Below are 18,154 nucleotides of genomic sequence, written 5' to 3' on the forward strand. Positions count from 1 at the left end.
AAAAGTAGGGACGTTTGAAAATTCCAAATTCAAAAGTCAAAATTCATGCCTTAATTCCTGACGCTCGTTTGAGCATTTATAAATTTCCTAACCTATTTGCGCAGTGCAATATTAGAAATTTATGCAAAAGTAGGGACGTTTGAAAATTCCAAAATTCAAAAGTTAAAATTCATGCATTAATTCCTGACGCTCGTTTGAGCATTTATAAATTTCCTAACCTATTTGCGCAGTGCAATATTAGAAATTTATACAAAAGTAGGGACGTTTGAAAATTCCAAATTCAAAAGTCAAAATTCATGCATTAATTCCTGACGCTCGTTTGAGCATTTATAAATTTCCTAACCTATTTGCGCAGTGCAATATTAGAAATTTATGCAAAAGTAGGGACGTTTGAAAATTCCAAATTCAAAAGTCAAAATTCATGCCTTAATTCCTGACGCTCGTTTGAGCATTTATAAATTTCCTAACCTATTTGCGCAGTGCAATATTAGAAATTTATGCAAAAGTAGGGACGTTTGAAAATTCCAAAATTCAAAAGTTAAAATTCATGCATTAATTCCTGACGCTCGTTTGAGCATTTATAAATTTCCTAACCTATTTGCGCAGTGCAATATTAGAAATTTATACAAAAGTAGGGACGTTTGAAAATTCCAAATTCAAAAGTCAAAATTCATGCATTAATTCCTGACGCTCGTTTGAGCATTTATAAATTTCCTAACCTATTTGCGCAGTGCAATATTAGAAATTTATGCAAAAGTAGGGACGTTTGAAAATTCCAAATTCAAAAGTCAAAATTCATGCCTTAATTCCTGACGCTCGTTTGAGCATTTATAAATTTCCTAACCTATTTGCACAGTGCAATATTAGAAATTTATGCATCTGTAGGGACTTTCCAAGAAATGTCCCTACAGATGCAAGTAATATCAAAAATAGGGGGGTTTTTCTGACTTCAGCTATCTAAACCATTATCATCACTATAGAACTATAGAACTAGAAGAAAAGGACTGATCGGACCAACAATAGTTGTGATAAAGAGGTTACCGCCAGATATAATTAGTTCCTTCTCAGATAAATCTACCATATAGTTTTCAGAGTCAGAAAATAGCTCAAAATCTACAGGATTTAATTCGGAAATTGTGTAATATTAGCCATTGTTTTTATCTTCTCCTAAGTAGACTTGGTTATTTAATAGACATCTCCGAAAATGAAAAATAAAATCAATTATCATCCATAAATTATCTATTCTTTCTTCCTTTTCCCTGTTCCCTGTTCCCTGTTCCCTCTTTTCCGGAGATGTCTAATGAATTAATAAACAAAAGAAATTGATGGAAAGGAAAGAATTTTAACTAGAACTACAGAGTCACAAAAATATTTAATAAATCATCCCAAAAATTCACAGACAACTGATAACCTTGTAGAATTTGTTCGGCATACTCTTCACTATCTTTCACTTCACCATCTATAGCATTACGCATTCTTACAGCATGGGAATGATCGATTTCTCCAGTGTGAATATGCCAAAACTCTAAGTTTAATTGAAGTAATACATCTTCTAAGTCTTTGCGAGCTTGAATTTGTGCCCAAATTTCTTCTAAGATCGGACCACAAATACACTCAGTACCCATACCTGCCATACCAATAGCAACGTGAACTGGATAAGTTTTTAAATCATTCTCATAATTTTCAATTAGGGAATCAACTCGTAGATTAATTGTATTGGTGAGCATGGTTCCACCAAAAGCTTCATTCAAGCCAAACAAGAATTTTTTGAGTAAATTATAGTGAGAATTATCAGGGTTTCCATCACCTGTTTCTTCAAAATAAATCTCATCTAAAAGAACTTTTAGTTTACCTGCTTTAATGACATTACAAACATAATTTAAGCTTTGAGCATGAATTTTAGTTACATAAGAATATTGCTCTAAAACTTTCACTAATTCAGGGAGAGAAATATTTTGCAAACTTTGAAGTCTAGGATCAAGTGCGGGGTTGCCAGAGAATTTGCTAGTGTCGATAGCTTGCCAAAAACTTTGCTTGATAGAGGGGGAAGTCATTAAAACCATTTATCTTGCTCCTTGTATTTAACTTTTTTGAATTGATTTATTTATCTTGCTAACTATAATGATTTCCCAAACTTAAAATTTACTGATAGTAGGTTGGGAAGAAGATAATATTTAGCTGAAAAAGTTATTAGTCTTTGCAGATGCAACTGTTATTTTATTGTCTATAATACCATTTCTAAAAAGTAATGCTACGCTTGGAAGGTGATAAAAATAACTGGATAAATTACAGAGGTTAGTTAATAACTAAATTAGGTCAATAAATAGTATTTAGAAATAGAAAATCCAAGTATAGCAAAGTTTTTGAGAATTGGTATAATTTGGTAGTTTTTGCGTGGCGGGTGGTTGATTAATTGTCTGAAGTGGGTATAATTGTTTTTTTTTATTGACTACTTTATTAGGACTTACGCACGCGAAACCCGGTTTCTACGATAAATCCTTGTTTTGAGCAATAGATGTTTACGAGAAACCCGGTTTCTGGGTTCACCTGTGTAAGTCCTGTTTATGTCTTTTTTGCGATATTTTAACTACTGAAACTGACTAAAAATCGACTTTGGTGGATCAAACTATGAATTGAGGTATTTGGGCGAACCCTAATTAAGGTTTGCTGATTAAATCTCAAAGCTTTTTTAGATAAGAGTTTTAGCAATTTTGATGCTCATAAATACCTTGATTTTAAGCCCTTCATCAAAATGCATGTTGGCATTTTTGGGGCATTGTTGGGCAAAAAAATTCTCCCGTACGGACGTTTAGCTAAAGCACAACTTTCCTAAGGTCATGCTCCGCAAACGTTAACGCTGCGCGACATGGAAAGCGCAGCATTCCGGAACGGAAAACGCATTTTTGTTATGCAACGTCCCTACCTACTCCCCTACTCCCCTACTCCCCTACTCCCCTACTCCCCTACTCCCCCACTCCCCTACTCCCCCACTCCCCTACTCCCCCACTCCCCCACTCCCTCTTTTCCAGAGAAGTATTATGACTTTTATGACAACGAACTCTCTAAAGCAGCAGCGACTACTCTATGATTTTCGTCTTTGCTCAGATAATTCAAAGCTGCTTTTGCTTGAGGATTGTCAAACTTCCTCAACCCTTGAGCTGCTCGCAACCGAAAATTCCAAGATTCGGCACTGACAAAAGCTAATAATTGTTCCAAAGCTTCAGTTTCTTTCTTTGTCCTCGCTAATGCACCTAAAGCACTAATGGCAACTTCCTTAACAGTCACCTCTTCACCAGCGATCGCGCAAACACAAACTTCATATAATGCTTCAGGAAAAGACATATCTATCAGAGGTGCAAGAATACTCCGACGCACTAACCAGTTATCATCTTGACGAAATTTTTCTACTAAAAGAGGAATTGCTTCTGCTCCAAATTTAGATAAAGAATTTGCTGCTTCCGCTCGCACGTTATAGTCTTGATCATTGTTCATCATTTCTAGCAATATCGTAAAACCTTCAGGGGTGCGTTTATTCCCTAACCCCATTGCTACAAATGAACGAACTAGAAATTCTGGGTCTCGTTGTCTAGTTTTGAGCAGGGGAACTACAATTTCGCTTTCGTAGTTTCTTAACTCAGTCAGTGCTTTTAATCTCTTTTGAGAATCAGAGCTTTCCAAGTATACCTGAATTTGGTTAATTTCCATATTAAAGTCTGCTCTATAAAACTGATACAAAGCGTCACATAACGTAACAACTTGATAGCGAAGCTCCTCCGTAGGAGGCTGCTTACTTCCTGCTTCTACTGAGGCCGTCGGCGGTTACTCATCCACAGGCATTGACGACCGAGCCGACCGCATCTCTCAAATTTATACTGGCGTTTAAATCTCTATCTATTGACAACCCACATTCTGGGCAGTAATAAGTTCTCAGTTCCAAGGGCATATCCTGAACATGACCACAGTTAGAGCAAGTCTTTGATGATGGAAAAAATCTATCAACTACCACTAGCTCAGAACCGTACCATTCGCACTTATATTCTAGCTGTCGTCTAAATTCATAAAATCCTTGGTCAGCTATAGATTTCGCTAGCTTATGATTGCGTAACATTCCGCTGACATTCAAATCTTCAATTGAGACTCTGCCGTGGTTTTTGGCTAAGTATGTTGTCAATTTATGAAGTGCATCTTTACGGATATTTGCTACTTTTCTCAGCAATCTAGCTATCTTCTGTTGTGCCTTTTTCCAGTTAGCAGAGCCTACCTCTTTGTGACGATTTAGGTATTGCTCTCTTGATAACTTAGCTTCAAACTGGCGATACGATCTCACACTTGTCACAACTTTTCCATCACTCAATGTAGCTAAGGTTTTCACACCTAAATCTACACCGATAACATCAGTTTTTTTTGGTGTAGTTGTTGCATTAAATTCATAGCTACAGCTAAGATACCAATCACCCGCTTGTCTACTAATGGTGATTTTTTTAGTTCTTGCCTCAATAGGTTCATAAGTTTTTACCCAACCGATAAAAGGTAACTTGTGAGACCAACCATTAAGTTCTATTGGTTTTCCAGAATTATCTATTGTGAATGAATCTGACCTACCTTTTTTCTTAAACTTTGGGTACTTTCCTAACCCTTTAAAGAATCTTTTGAAAGCTTCACCTAAGTTTCGGAAAGCATATTGGTAAACTTTAGATGACAAGTTTTTCATCCAAGGATATAAAGGCTTTGTGTGGTTAGTAAAAACTTCTCTAATTATACGAATATTAGGTTTATAACCAGCCTTGTAAGCAACATTCCACAAACTTAAACCCCAATTATAACACCAACGTGAGTAGCCTGCGTGTTGAGCCATCAGAGTTTTCTGCTTGTTATTAAGTTTGAGCTTGGTTCTAATGGATTTCATTTCATTTATTTGTGAACACAGCCTGTCTAATTGTACGGTTTATAACGTATTATATCGTTATTCTTGGATTAAGTCAATGCTCCTAAATTTTATTTACGTTTCTTTACAAATACTAGCAACTAATCCCTAAATCTGGGATGATAAATTTGAGAAAAATAGCAAAATTAATGAGAAAGTCATTATGTCTGAAACTTTAGAAGCTAATACTTCAGCGCCAATAACCCAAGAACAAGAAATAGAAGAAATAATCAAAGGGTTAGAACAATATCGGGAACGCCTTATTAATCAAACTCTAGAACACGCCAAAAAAGCAAAAGTATCTAAGGCTCAAACAATGGCCGCCTTGGAACAACATCCAGAATTGTCCAAAATAGATCAAGCTCTCAAAGACTTGCGTTCTCCCACACAAAATCAAACGCAACAACCTACTCCTTAATCTTGAGGAACTCTCTACTTATATCATGTCCGGTTGAACAGTTATAAATAGGACTTGCTGAAAAAGTCTTATGGGCAAGGGTAGGAGTCAGGAGACTCGAGACAACCCACCCCTAACCCCTCCCAACCCACCCCTAACCCCTCCGAGGAGGGGAAGGGGAAGACAGGAGACATGGGAATTACAGAGGATGTAGTCGGGTCTGAAAGTCCCTTAATTTTTCTGCTATTGTCTGCTCAAAATCCTCATATTTTCAGCTATGGTTGGCAAAAAGCTTGCACTTTTTTCCCAAACGCACAGGCGAAAGCTTTTATATATCAATGCTTTTAGATTTAATCAGCAAGCCCTAAATAAGCAACGAAGGAGTAGGGATGGCGAGGTCTCCTGGCCATATCTAATCGACCAAGAGAAAATATTCAATTCAGTATTTCAAGCCTCCGACTTTAGCCGGAGGTACTGATAACTGATAACTGATAACGGCTTTGTTGCATGAAAGTAGGGATAGAATATCCATTCCGCAGCTATATCGATCTTTTTCCCGATTATTGATGTGATGTTCCATTTATCTATTGTCCAATAGTTATTGCTCTGCTGATTCACGAAAGAGTGCGCTCGCGATTATTGATGTTCCATTTATCTATTGTCCAATAGTTATTGCTCTGCTGATTCCCGAAAGAGTGCGAGCGCGATTATTGATGTTCCATTTATCTATTGTCCAATAGTCATTGCTCTGCTGATTCCCGAAAGAGTGCGAGCGCGATTATTGATGTTCTATTTATCTATTGTCCAATAGTCATTGCTCTGCTGATTCACGAAAGAGTGCGAGCGCGATTATTGATGTTCCATTTATCTATTGTCCAATAGTTAGGGCTCTGCTGATTCCCGAAAGAGTGCGAGCGCGATTATTGATGTTCCATTTATCTATTGTCCAATAGTTAGGGCTCTGCTGATTCACGAAAGAGTGCGAGCGCGATTATTGATGTTCCATTTATCTATTGTCCAATAGTTATTGCTCTGCTGATTCACGAAAGAGTGCGATCGCAATTATTGATATTCCATTTATCTATTGTCCAATAGTTATTGCTCTGCTGATTAAATATAAAAGCATTGACTCCTAAAGGTTTTAGCCTGTAATGGTCTTGAAAAAGTACAAGATTTTTGTTCTAGGGAGTTCAAAAAGTTAGGATTTTGAGCTGATTCCCGAAAGAGTGCGAGCGCAATTATTGATGTTCTATTTATCTATTGTCCAATAGTTATTGCTCTGCTGATTCACGAAAGAGTGCGATCGCGATTATTGATGTTCCATTTATCTATTGTCCAATAGTTAGGGCTGACATATCAAACCTCAAAAGTTTTGCCAGTAAAGGTTTCAGCTTTTTTATTCCCAAGATTGATGTTTGATTTATTTATTGTCCAATAGTTACAGCAGTTTCCGCCCATTGATGAAGTAAATATGCTTGGATCTTGTGCGGCAGCTATATACTTTCATGCAACAAAGCTACTGATAACTGATAACTTAAATGTTATATTCAACGAATCTGTTCTCGACGTCCAGCAGTCTTGCTATCGTATTCGATCCACTCTTCAATACTCATTCTTCGGACATTATCAAGTCTATTCATAGCCCATATATTATATTCTGACATAATATCGCAACCTAACCATTTACGCCCTAACTGCTCTGCAACTACTAAAGTTGTTCCAGAACCAGAAAAAGGATCTAGTACAATATCATCCTGATTAGATGAAGCAAGTATAAACTTTCTGAGCAGTGCTTCAGGTTTTTGTGTAGGATGAGGAGTAGATTCATACATTCCATTGCAGGTTGTCGGTATTTCAATTACATCTTTAGGTTTAGCTCCTTTTGGATGAGGAGTCCATACATCCTTACGCTTTTTTCTATTCCCATATTGACTTGTTTCAGCTTGCGGATGCACCGGATACTTTAAAGTATGTGTTCCATAAGGAATACGAATATCATCTATATTTAACTTAACTTTTCGAGTTTTTCTCAAATGAAGTAAACTCTCATGGGATCTTCCCCAATCATTGCCAAGATTAGCTTTATTTTTATAGTGCCAAATTATCCATCTACAAGATTTAAACAGTTTCATAGCAGGGTGCTTAATATCCGCCAAAATTTCTGAAAAACCACTTATGTACATAGTTCCATTGGCACTAAGGACTCTTGCTGCTTGTTCAATCCATTTGATTGACCACTCAATATATTTTTCTTGAGTCTCAAAATTATCCCATTCAGCTTTTTTAATATTGTATGGAGGATCAGCAAAAATTAAGTCTATAGATTCAGATTCAACAGAAGTTAGAAAGTCAATGGCGTCACCTTGAAATAGTTGCCCATGAGGATGAACAAAATGAAGTTGATATCCTTGATACTTTGGTTCAATTTCTAATCTCTTGCCATTGATTTCAGAGTTACTCAAAGACAGTTTTTTTGTCATCTATACTTACAGCAGTTTTCTAGTTGATGAGGTACAAAGTTTTATTGCTCTAAAGAACAGGGAACACTTAACTGGGAATAGGGAATAGGAAATATAAGAATAGTCCTATAAGTGTACCTCACTATCCTCATGCATTGCTGTAAAATCATACGTGCTATTTATCTCAACATTGTGCTTGATAACTGGAGAGGATGTCAAAGGTAATAGAAACTAAATTTAGGATTACTATGCACAAAATGTTATTAATAAAGCTGTTCAGAAATTGGTAGTCCTGCTGAGGAATGGCGAAGATACATAAGTTTTGTAATTTCTTCCCACACGAACCACACGAACCACACGAACCACACGAACCACACGAACCACACGAACCACACGAACCAACCTCCCACACCTCCCACACTTCCCACACTCTCTCTACCATTCCTCAGCACCACCACCCAGAAATTTTCAGTAATTCAATACTTTATTATCCGCTTCTAGATTTTCAAATAATTAATATTAGGTATAGGCATTCCCAAAAAGCGTAGCGTGAGGTACAAAATTTTAAATTTTAGGGAACAGGGAATAAAAAAGACAGGTGTACCTCATGCTTACTGAAAAACACTAGATCATTTTTTAGTACGATCTTAATATAAGTTTCTATAATACTTTAATAGGGTAAAGTAGCAATTCCCAGAGCATCTCATACCAGTCAAACCAGATTAATTTTTAGATTTAGTCACAACCAGACTTTGACAAAAAAGTAAAATCATAGTATATTTTTAGTGTATACTAATAAATTAAATTAATAATTCACTTCTCTACTTTTTTTAAATGTTAGATAGTTTTGATAAGTAGGTAGCCATAATCCAACGTCACTTGGTTGGTCTCTAGGGAACAAAAAGAAGTGTAGCAAAACAATTTTAGGGTTTCAGGGATTGAATAGTTGGTAACCGAAAAATAAAGGTTTAAAGCTTCTCCTTTCAAGGAGAAAAAAGCGGCCGGCAAGCCGAGAATTCCGCAGGATGGGATGGTTGGGTCACCGATCCATCCCTCGACCAAGAGAAGAAAAAAAATTTCTTTTTAACCAATCTTTCTATTACAGAAGAGGTAATAATTAATTATTAATTGTTAATTATTGAAGTAGTCACCTTTATTTATACCCATCTACTTAGAAGAATATAGTTAAATCAGTAACACCTAAACTGTGGAGTAAAATTATGTTTCATCATAAATGGAAAAAAATAATCATTTTTTGTTTATTATTTACATTGATTTTTGTTACTACTATTACCTTAAATATTATATTACCTAAACGATCGGCACTTGCTGTTAAAGAAGAAGACTGGGAAACATTTTTGCAACAAAAAGATTTTATTCAAGCAGTCAATGAAGTTGAGAAACATTGGGAAAGAGACTATGAAAATTACTTTGATGAAAATCTGGGTGACTTTTCAATAACCGCTGAAGATATAGGTGAAACACTCAGTAATTTATCTCAACAAACTGGAACAAAACCCGCTGTTATCTGGATTTGGCAACGGGAAAAGCAAATGCAGCTAATCTTAATAACTCCAGGCAACAAACCAGAACTTTTTAGCGTAACAGATGCCAACAGGCAAAAGTTAATCAATACAGTTGTCAAGCTAAATGTAGAAATAACAAATCCTAGAAAACGCAATACTAAATCATATTTAGAACCAGCACAACAATTATATAAATGGATGGTAAAACCATTAGAATCTAGATTAGAAGCAGAAAACATAGATACTATTATGTTCTGCTTAGGTCTGAATTTGCGGGCTTTACCATTAGCAGTATTACATGATGGTAAAAACTTTATTATAGAAAAGTATGCCATTGCTCGGATTCCAGCATTTAATCTGATAGATACTAACTATAATAAGATTAAAAATGCACAAATTTTAGCAATGGGAGCATCAGAATTTAAAGAATTAGAATCTTTACCCGCAGTACCAGTAGAAATAGATAAAATTACACAATTCTTGTGGGAGGGTAAAGCATTTATAAATCAAAAATTTACAGTTAAAAATTTACAAATACAAAGGCAAAAACAACCTTATGAAATTGTTCACTTAGCGACTCATGCTGAGTTTAGACCAGGAAAACCTGATAAGTCTTATATACAATTTTGGGATGATGAACAAATTAGCTTAGATGAAGTAGAAAAGTTAAAACTAAATCAACCACCTGTAGAATTATTAGTTTTGAGTGCTTGTCGCACTGCAGTGGGAGATCAACAAGCAGAATTGGGTTTTGCCGGGTTAACAATAAAGTCTGGAGTCAAATCGGCATTAGCAAGTTTGTGGAGTGTTAGTGATATTGGAACATTAGCATTAATGACAGAATTTTATGAGCATTTGCAAAAGACACCCCTAAAAGCAGAAGCACTTCGACAAGCTCAAGTTGTCATGTTAAAAGGAAAAGTGGGTACAAATATGGGCGAGTTAACTGGAACTAGGGGGCAATTACAACTACCACCAGAATTAGCAGAATTTGGTGATGAAAATTTTTCCCACCCTTATTATTGGTCCGCTTTTACACTAATTGGTAATCCTTGGTAATCTGTTTAGTATTTAAACTACTGAGGAGTGGGGAGTAGGTTCACTAATGGATAATGAATAATGGATAATGGATAATGGATAATTACCTCTCCATTTTAGGGAAAGGATTGACGCGGTAGGGAAAAAATTTATTTCTCTTGGTTGATTGGATATGGCGCCGGTCACCGATCCATCCCATCCTAAGGTCATGCTCCGCAAACAACCGCTTTTTTCCCCTATCCAAGGGGAGGCAAACAAAGCTGAATTATTTAATTATTTAATTATTTAATTATTCGGTAAAATAATTGATTTGACTTTTTATTATTGGAAATGTCTAATATAGTAGGGAACAGGGAACAGGGAACAGGGAACAGTTGGAAAAACATTTCCTAGTCTAAGATTCATCATCAGTAGTTGTCCTAACTCTCCCTTACTTTGCTATAGTCGATAGTCAGTATTCAGCTATAAATAGCTATTATTATCATTTTTTACCCTCAAACAATTCTATAGAGGAGTAGGGAGTAGGGTGAAATAATTGATTTGACTTTTATTATTGGAGAGGTCTAATGTAATTTTTAGCACAATATTTTGAAGTGAAGAATGTAAGTTTGATAGTTGGTTTTACTTAACTTTTTCCTTCCTTATGTTATAAATAGACATGTCTAAAAATAACGATTTTGAAACAGTACCATAATGGTTTCAGAACCTTTTGCTGGAAATTTCTAAGTTATACTTATACTATTTGACAGAGGTGAAGCATTGACTTAATCAAAGAATAACTATCAGGACTAAAGCCATGCATATCAAATCATACACCATCTGTAGTGGCGCTTTCCTGCGGAATGCTGCGCAAACGCGAAGCGCCACTACGTCGCGACTCGCCACTACTAGATATGGTGGTTCTGCATAAGTCCTGACTATATCAAAAACCTTTAAAAGTCTACTGTTCCCTATTCCCTGTTCCCTGTTCCCTGTTCCCTAGCGCGTAGCGCTATAAAAGCATTCAAGCAATGACTCAAATATATCATCCGCGCCAAAAGCAACTTAAATCTTTAGTCGAAAAATTGTCTATTCCTCAGCAAGCTGCTATTAAATGGAATTTGTTAGATTTGGCATTAACTCACTCTACAGTTTCATCAACACATAACTATGAAAAGTTAGAGTTTGTTGGGGATGCAGTAGTGCGACTGGTTGCTGCTGAGTTACTGTTTGAAAATTACCCTAATTGCCCAGTAGGAGAATTTGCTGCCATTCGTTCTATTTTAGTGAGCGATCGCTCTCTAGCACAAATTGCCAATAAATATGGATGGAGTCGCTATTTATTGGTATCCAAAAGTGCAGCAGGGGATAAAGCTGGAGAAGAGTCTCGACTAGCAGATTCTTTTGAAGCTGTTTTAGCTGCTCTTTATTTGAGCACTAATAATTTAGAATTAATCCGCCCTTGGTTAGATTTGCACTTTGAAGCGTTAATAGCAGAAATTCGTAGCGATCCCGCCCGCCAAAATTATAAGGCCGCTCTCCAAGAATGGACTCAAGGTAATTACAAAACATTACCAAATTATCAAGTTCAGGAAGCAAATAAAATTCATGGCGATCGTGGACGTTTCTTGGCAGAAGTTTGGTTTAAAGACAAGAAACTTGGTGTAGGTAAGGGACCATCAATTAAAGCTGCAGAGCAAGCTGCAGCTAAATCTGCTTTAGATTTCTTGCAACAGTCGGGAATAGGAAATATAAAAGAGGAAAAGGGGATGAAAAAAGATTAGACCTAGTGTGGGAAGTGTGGGAAGGGTGGGAAGTGTGGGAAGGGTGGGAAGTGTGGGAAGGGTGGGAAGTGTGGGAAGGGTGGGAAGTCTGGGAAGTGTGGGAAGGGTGGGAAGTGTGGGAAGGGTGGGGAGAAACTATCACTAGAGAAGTTGAATTAACTGTTTCGGCATTCGATCTTCCCAAGATTAACTTGAATATGATAGGGTGAAAAAAACTGTACTTTTTATATTAAATTAAAAAGAATGGAAATAGGCATCGCTATATTTGGTGCAGGACGTTGGGGAGTTCACTTGGTTCGTAACTTTCTCAATCATCCTGATTCTCGTGTTATTGCTGTAGTAGATCCTCATCCAGAACAATTACAAGCAATTCAAGAACGCTTGCAATTGGACAACGATATAGCCTTAGTAGAAGATTGGATAGAAGCTTTAGAGTTACCAGGAATTAAAGCAGTCGCGATCGCTACACCAGCTTCTACCCACTATGAGATTATTAGTGCTGCTCTGAAAAAAGGTTATCACGTTTTTTCAGAAAAACCTTTAACTCTTGAATATTCAGAGTCGGTTGCACTATGCAAATTAGCGGAACAACAACAACTGCAACTTCTTGTCGATCATACTTATTTATTTAATCCAGTTGTACAAACTGGCAAAACTATAGTTACAGAAGGTAAGTTAGGAAAATTACGCTACGGATATGCGACTCGGACTCATATTGAACCTGTGCGTTCAGATGTTGATGCTCTCTGGGATTTAGCAATTCACGATATTTGTATTTTTAATAGTTGGTTACAGGAAACACCTGTGGAAGTACAAGCAAATGGTAAAATTTGGCTCCCTCAACAACCGCCACAGTCAGATTTAGTTATGGCTAAACTGATTTATCCTAGTGGTTTTCAAGTTTTTTTACATCTTTGTTGGTTAAACCCTGATAAACAACGTCGTTTAGGAGTAGTGGGTAGTCAAGGAACATTAGTTTTTGATGAAATGTCAGCAGAGCAACCTTTAGTTATTCAGTATGGTTATTTAGAATATTTGGGCAGTCGTTGGAAGGCCGTAGATGTTAGTCAGGAAGTTGTAGCGATCGAAAAAGCTGAACCTTTAGCTCAAGTGTGCAATGAATTTTTAAATTGTATTCTGACAAATACTACTTCACAAATTTCTTCTGGTTGGGTAGGTGCTGAATTAGTAAAAATCCTTTGTGCTTTGAATAATTCTCTTGAGCAGGAAGGAAAAGTCATTAAATGTGACCAATGCTAATATTAATCTTGGATAATTATGGATCTAATTACTGTCTAATTACTGTCTAATTACTGAGTAATATTATGTCCGGATAAGAGCGTGATAAAAAAGTTTTTGTTTGTAGTTGGGCTTGAGCAATAACTTGTTTGTAGTTGGGCTTGAGCAATAACTATAGAAGTTGCTAGAGCAAAACTACGAGCTTTAATTATCACTATTCAACCGGATTTGATATAATTTTATGTCCAGATAATTAGTTATAAAAAAGTTTTTGTTTGTAGTTGGGTTTGAGCAACTGAAATATTTATCTTCGGGCTAGAGCAAAACTACGAGCTTTAATTATCACTATTCAACCGGATTTGATATAATTTTATGTCCAGATAATTAGTTATAAAAAAGTTTTTGTTTGTAGTTGGGTTTGAGCAACTAAAATATCTATCTTCGGGCTAGAGCAAAACTACGAGCTTTAATTATCACTATTCAACCGGATTTAATATAATTTTATGTCCGGATAATTAGTTATAAAAAAGTTTTTGTTTGTAGTTGGGTTTGAGCAACTAAAATATCTATCTTCGGGCTAGAGCAAAACTACGAGCTTTAATTATCACTATTCAACCGGATTTAATATAATTTTATGTCCGGATAATTAGTTATAAAAAAGTTTTTGTTTGTAGTTGGGTTTGAGCAACTAAAATATCTATCTTCGGGCTAGAGCAAAACTACGAGCTTTAATTATAACTATTCAACCAGATTTAATATAATTTTATGTCCGGATAATTAGTTATAAAAAAGTTTTTGTTTGTTGTTGGGTTTGAGCAACTAAAATATCTATCTTCGGGCTAGAGCAAAACTACGAGCTTTAATTATAACTATTCAACCAGATTTGATATAACAGGATAAAAAATCAACTTCAGTATTTAAGCCACTGGCTTCATCCGATGGTACTAATAACTGATAACTGATAACTGATAACTGATAACTGATAACTGAATTAACCCTGGTAATTCAATTTAACTTCTGTTGAAATATCCTGTTTTTTCTCAAATGATGGTCTTTCCTCAATTGGCATAGTAATATGAACTGTAGTTCCTCGATCCATACCTTCACTATAGATCTTAATACTACCATTCATCATTTCCATCAGGCTACGAGCAATAGCTAATCCTAATCCATTGCCACCAAGTTTACGAGTTCTTGTACCATCTAGCATCACAAAAGGCTGAAATAATTTATCCTGTTGTTCAGGGTTAATACCAATTCCTGTATCTTGAATTGTAACTAAAACCCGCTCGACTTTATGAGTATGATAATCAACTAAATTATTATGATTTTCAGAAATAATAGATTTATCATCTTTTCGACAAATAGAGATATTAATGCTTCCTTTTTCTGTAAATTTAATAGCATTACTTATAACATTTTCAAACACCTGCTTTAACTTGTTTTTATCAGCAGAAACTATAATTTTTTGTTCGTAAGTATTTAGTTTTAACTGTAGAGATTTTTGTTGAATATTTTCTCTAAATGAATCCACTTTCTCTTGTAATAATTTTATAATATTGACCTCCTCAAATTTCATAGATAAAGTTCCTGTATCAATTCTACGGATATCGAGGATATCATCAATAATTCTTAGCAAATGAATAGCAGAATTATTAGCTTCTTTCAAAAAATCTATTTCTTCTTCCCTACTATCACAAAAACCATCACAAACTAATTGCAGTGAACCAATAATTCCATTAAGTGGAGTTCTTAACTCATGGGAAATATTCGCTAAAAATTCACTTTTTAGTTGGTTAGCAACTTGAGCTTCTTTAGAAGTTACTTCTAGTTGATAAGCCCAATCTTTTAGCCTCTCTACCATCTTCTGTAATGAAATTGCTAATTGATTAAATTCACGAATTCTTAAATTTCGAGGTACTGTATTAGGAGAATCTAAATTATTAACACTAATAGCATAGTCTCGCAGTTTTTCCAAAGGACGAGCTAAATCGCGAGCAAAAAAAATACTTGCTATGGTACTAGCAGCAACTAAAGCTAAAACTAGAATAATTAGCACCTTTTGAACTTCTCTAAGACCAGATAAAGCAAAATCTATAGGTGTAATTGCTAAAACAATCCACTGATTATCATTATCTCTACCTATAGGACTAGGAATAGCAACATACCCCGCTAAAAATTCATTATCTGCTGATAATTTAAGTCCTAATAATTCAGGCAATATATTTTTTAGTTCATCAATAATTTCTCTCAAAGGATTTTTATTTCTATCATTCCCCCTATTTCTACTCGAAATATCTGTTTCCTCAAAAGAAAATATGTGGGCAAAATCCTTTCTGCCTTCCTGTGCATTTCTAATAATATTTTTCAATCTCTTTGCATCTGGCCCTTCAGAAATATTACGTCCCAGTCTACTAGGATCTGGACTAGCCAATATGGTACCCTTATAATTAATTACTACAGTTGAACCTGTCAGCGAGCCTCTTTTTCTATTGGTTTGCATTGGTAAAACTGACTTAATACTCAAGGCATACCGCAATTTTCTTTGGCCAGCTTCAGCAACATATACTGGTACACTTAAACCTAAGCTAACTTGTGTTTTTTGCTTGACTTCCTGATAATTTGATTCATCCTCTAAGGTTAAGTTTTCTGGGATTATGTAACTCATATAAATATTAGAGTTGTCGCTAATAAGTTGTTTCTGCTGTTGAGGCCATATATTTTCTGATAAGGAATGTATTGATTCAGTACCACAAGTATTTGCAACTATCTGCTCAGTCTGTAGGTTACTTAATTGAACGCAACTTACTTGAGTAGATAACATTTTGTATAATTGTTCAACATAACTTTGATATTCCTCAGTTTTACCAGATTGAAGTACATAGCTCCGGCTAGCACTAACTAAATTTGATTCTAAGGATTTTGCCCATTGTTGAATATCTTCAGCTTTTCTATCTGCACTTTCTTTGAGGTTTTGACGAGCAGTGTCTAGAAGGGTAGAACGTGCTTGTCTGTAGATTATGTACTGACCCGATATTAATACTGGCACTGTAAGTAGTAAAACTCGCGACAGTAGAATCCTGTTAAAAGAGGATTGAACTTGTTTAATCATAACATTTTTTACCGAAAATTTTGGTCTAGAGCCAAGCCTGAGAAGGACGGCTTGGTGTTATAATCAGATGCGTCTAAATATCTAGACTGGAAAGAAAACACAAGAGACCAACGAGAAGCAGAAATTAATAACCTGTAGTCCTTCAAACAGATTAATTACAAAAGAATACAGGAAACGGGAGTCAGAATCAACCTTCACCCTTTGATTTAGACTACTACTTATTATAGAAACTGTATATTAAGGGGATTTTAATTCAAGTATCCTCTAGTCAGTTATTGGTGTCGTCGGATTGACGCTCAAAAGAAGCTATTCCAATCTCCTATATATAATATCTTCTGATTAGTAATTCGATTCTGTTGACTTCTAGCCGTTCTGGCAATGTCTCTGTCAGAAGAAGGTTATTAAAAAAACAACTAGGGAAATAAAAGTCGGGCTTAAAAATCTAAAACCAACAAACAAAATTTAGCTTCAAAATAATAGGGTCTGGCATTGACAAACAGTAAATTATCTGGAGGAAAATCAATAGGGTTGCCTCTATCTAACTGTTGTGAGTGCAGAAATAGTTAAATAGCATTTAGGGAACCAGTAATCTATTAATTGGTAAACTTGACGTACTCTACTCTTTGAAGTGAGTAGAGTATGTCCATTAAGCTACAACTTGCAACAATTTTAACAATTATCTTCTATATCCTTAATAGTAACGATATACCCAAACTATGATGATAATTATTATCCATTATAGGTCTTTTAGTATTATTAAGCTATCACAGTTAAGCTACTTTAGATTTTAATTATTCCATCTGTTCACTATTCTATGGTATATCTTACTTGATGCTCTTGACTGGATAGCATAAAATAATTTTTAATCTCAAAAAAATATGATGTTCTACTTTTGATATAAATTTAGTTTAATTACATAACTAGATTTCCAGTCTATATCCAAGATATTTTTTAGATGATTTTTCTATGTAGTTTTTCTCCCGATCATAGAATATATAGTGGCTATAATTGTGTTGTGTAGAAATTATCCACAGAACTAAGCAATAAGGTTTGCAAGTTTCACATAATAAAAAACAGTCTATGCCCTAGAGTATTTAAAAATTCCCCATACTATTTTTATTTACCTGGAATTAGCTGGAAATCTAATTTAAAAGTTGTACAAATAAACAAGATATTTATTAATAGAATATTTTTATTGATAACAACGTCAATATTTCATAATTTTAACCAATACAATTAGCCTGTAAAAGAAAAATATAATTTTGATCAATCAAACTCTAAGTCTCGTCAAGGTAAATTAAATACCTCATAAAATTTGTTTGGACTTATTTTGAAAAAATGGTCTCTAATAGAAATTTTATAAATGTTTGCTATATTTTCGCATTGCGGGCGAGTAGGGGAATGGGGGAGTATGGGAGCAGGAGAGTAGGGGAGTGGGAGAGAAGTAAACATAAGAATAATTAACAATAACTAATTAATAATTATCAAAAAAGTGATTTTACCTGTGTTGATTACTTAATAATTGAAGTGTCACCTAAGTGTAGCATTCTTTTTTCACGCTTGGTATAAGGAGTTGAAAAATACTCACCAACAAGCAAAAAAATGTTGCTCTCAAAATCAGGAGTTATAACTGTAATAATATACCTTTATTATAAACATATTTATGAACTTTAAATTGAAGTAGTTCAGAATTCTT

General features: G+C 35.1%; 11 protein-coding genes. 5 read left to right on the forward strand and 6 right to left on the reverse strand.

Features of this window, described 5'->3' with window-relative positions:
• Nucleotides 1-1,352 precede the first annotated feature (1,352 nt).
• The 3 genes from F6K40_RS02985 to F6K40_RS02995 all read right to left on the reverse strand — a co-directional run bounded on the left by F6K40_RS02985 (nucleotide 1,353) and on the right by F6K40_RS02995 (nucleotide 4,906).
• A complete protein-coding gene (locus tag F6K40_RS02985; RefSeq protein ID WP_293131157.1) occupies nucleotides 1,353-2,063 on the reverse strand; it encodes an iron-containing redox enzyme family protein in 711 nt (236 codons plus the stop codon).
• Between the two features lie 982 nt (nucleotides 2,064-3,045).
• Nucleotides 3,046-3,705, reverse strand: a complete 660-nt coding sequence (locus tag F6K40_RS02990; RefSeq protein WP_293131160.1) for a HEAT repeat domain-containing protein — start codon at nucleotides 3,703-3,705, stop codon at nucleotides 3,046-3,048.
• 118 nt (nucleotides 3,706-3,823) lie between these two features.
• Nucleotides 3,824-4,906: an RNA-guided endonuclease InsQ/TnpB family protein gene (locus tag F6K40_RS02995; RefSeq protein ID WP_293131163.1), complete on the reverse strand. Its 1,083-nt coding sequence runs from the start codon at nucleotides 4,904-4,906 to the stop codon at nucleotides 3,824-3,826.
• Nucleotides 4,907-5,087: 181 nt separating this feature from the next.
• Here F6K40_RS02995 and F6K40_RS03000 point away from each other — a divergent pair, with 181 nt between their 5' ends.
• Nucleotides 5,088-5,342, forward strand: coding sequence for an acetyltransferase (locus tag F6K40_RS03000; RefSeq protein ID WP_293131166.1), 255 nt, complete (start codon nucleotides 5,088-5,090; stop codon nucleotides 5,340-5,342).
• Nucleotides 5,343-6,868: 1,526 nt separating this feature from the next.
• Here the strand turns inward: F6K40_RS03000 and F6K40_RS03005 are convergent.
• Entirely contained in the window at nucleotides 6,869-7,801 is a 933-nt protein-coding gene (locus F6K40_RS03005; protein ID WP_293131169.1) for a DNA-methyltransferase, read from the reverse strand.
• Nucleotides 7,802-8,043: 242 nt separating this feature from the next.
• Nucleotides 8,044-8,238, reverse strand: a complete 195-nt coding sequence (locus tag F6K40_RS03010) for a hypothetical protein (protein WP_293131171.1) — start codon at nucleotides 8,236-8,238, stop codon at nucleotides 8,044-8,046.
• 762 nt (nucleotides 8,239-9,000) lie between these two features.
• On the opposite strand from F6K40_RS03010, the gene F6K40_RS03015 reads away from it, so the two are divergent.
• The 4 genes from F6K40_RS03015 to F6K40_RS03030 all read left to right on the forward strand — a co-directional run bounded on the left by F6K40_RS03015 (nucleotide 9,001) and on the right by F6K40_RS03030 (nucleotide 13,367).
• On the forward strand, nucleotides 9,001-10,365 hold the full coding sequence (locus tag F6K40_RS03015) for a CHAT domain-containing protein (RefSeq protein ID WP_293131174.1): 1,365 nt from the start codon (nucleotides 9,001-9,003) through the stop codon (nucleotides 10,363-10,365).
• A 989-nt stretch (nucleotides 10,366-11,354) separates the two neighbouring features.
• A complete protein-coding gene (gene rnc, locus F6K40_RS03020; RefSeq protein WP_293131177.1) occupies nucleotides 11,355-12,107 on the forward strand; it encodes a ribonuclease III in 753 nt (250 codons plus the stop codon).
• 5 nt (nucleotides 12,108-12,112) lie between these two features.
• Nucleotides 12,113-12,316, forward strand: coding sequence for a hypothetical protein (locus tag F6K40_RS03025; RefSeq protein ID WP_293131180.1), 204 nt, complete (start codon nucleotides 12,113-12,115; stop codon nucleotides 12,314-12,316).
• A 34-nt stretch (nucleotides 12,317-12,350) separates the two neighbouring features.
• Complete coding sequence (locus F6K40_RS03030) at nucleotides 12,351-13,367, forward strand: Gfo/Idh/MocA family protein (RefSeq protein ID WP_293131183.1); 1,017 nt, start codon at nucleotides 12,351-12,353, stop codon at nucleotides 13,365-13,367.
• A gap of 970 nt (nucleotides 13,368-14,337) precedes the next feature.
• Here the strand turns inward: F6K40_RS03030 and F6K40_RS03035 are convergent.
• Nucleotides 14,338-16,458 carry a sensor histidine kinase gene (locus tag F6K40_RS03035; protein WP_293131186.1) on the reverse strand — a complete coding sequence of 707 codons (2,121 nt, stop codon included), beginning with the start codon at nucleotides 16,456-16,458 and terminating at the stop codon, nucleotides 14,338-14,340.
• Nucleotides 16,459-18,154 lie beyond the last annotated feature (1,696 nt).

Source organism: Okeania sp. SIO3I5 (assembly GCF_010672085.1).
Taxonomy (GTDB): Bacteria; Cyanobacteriota; Cyanobacteriia; order Cyanobacteriales; family Microcoleaceae; genus Trichodesmium.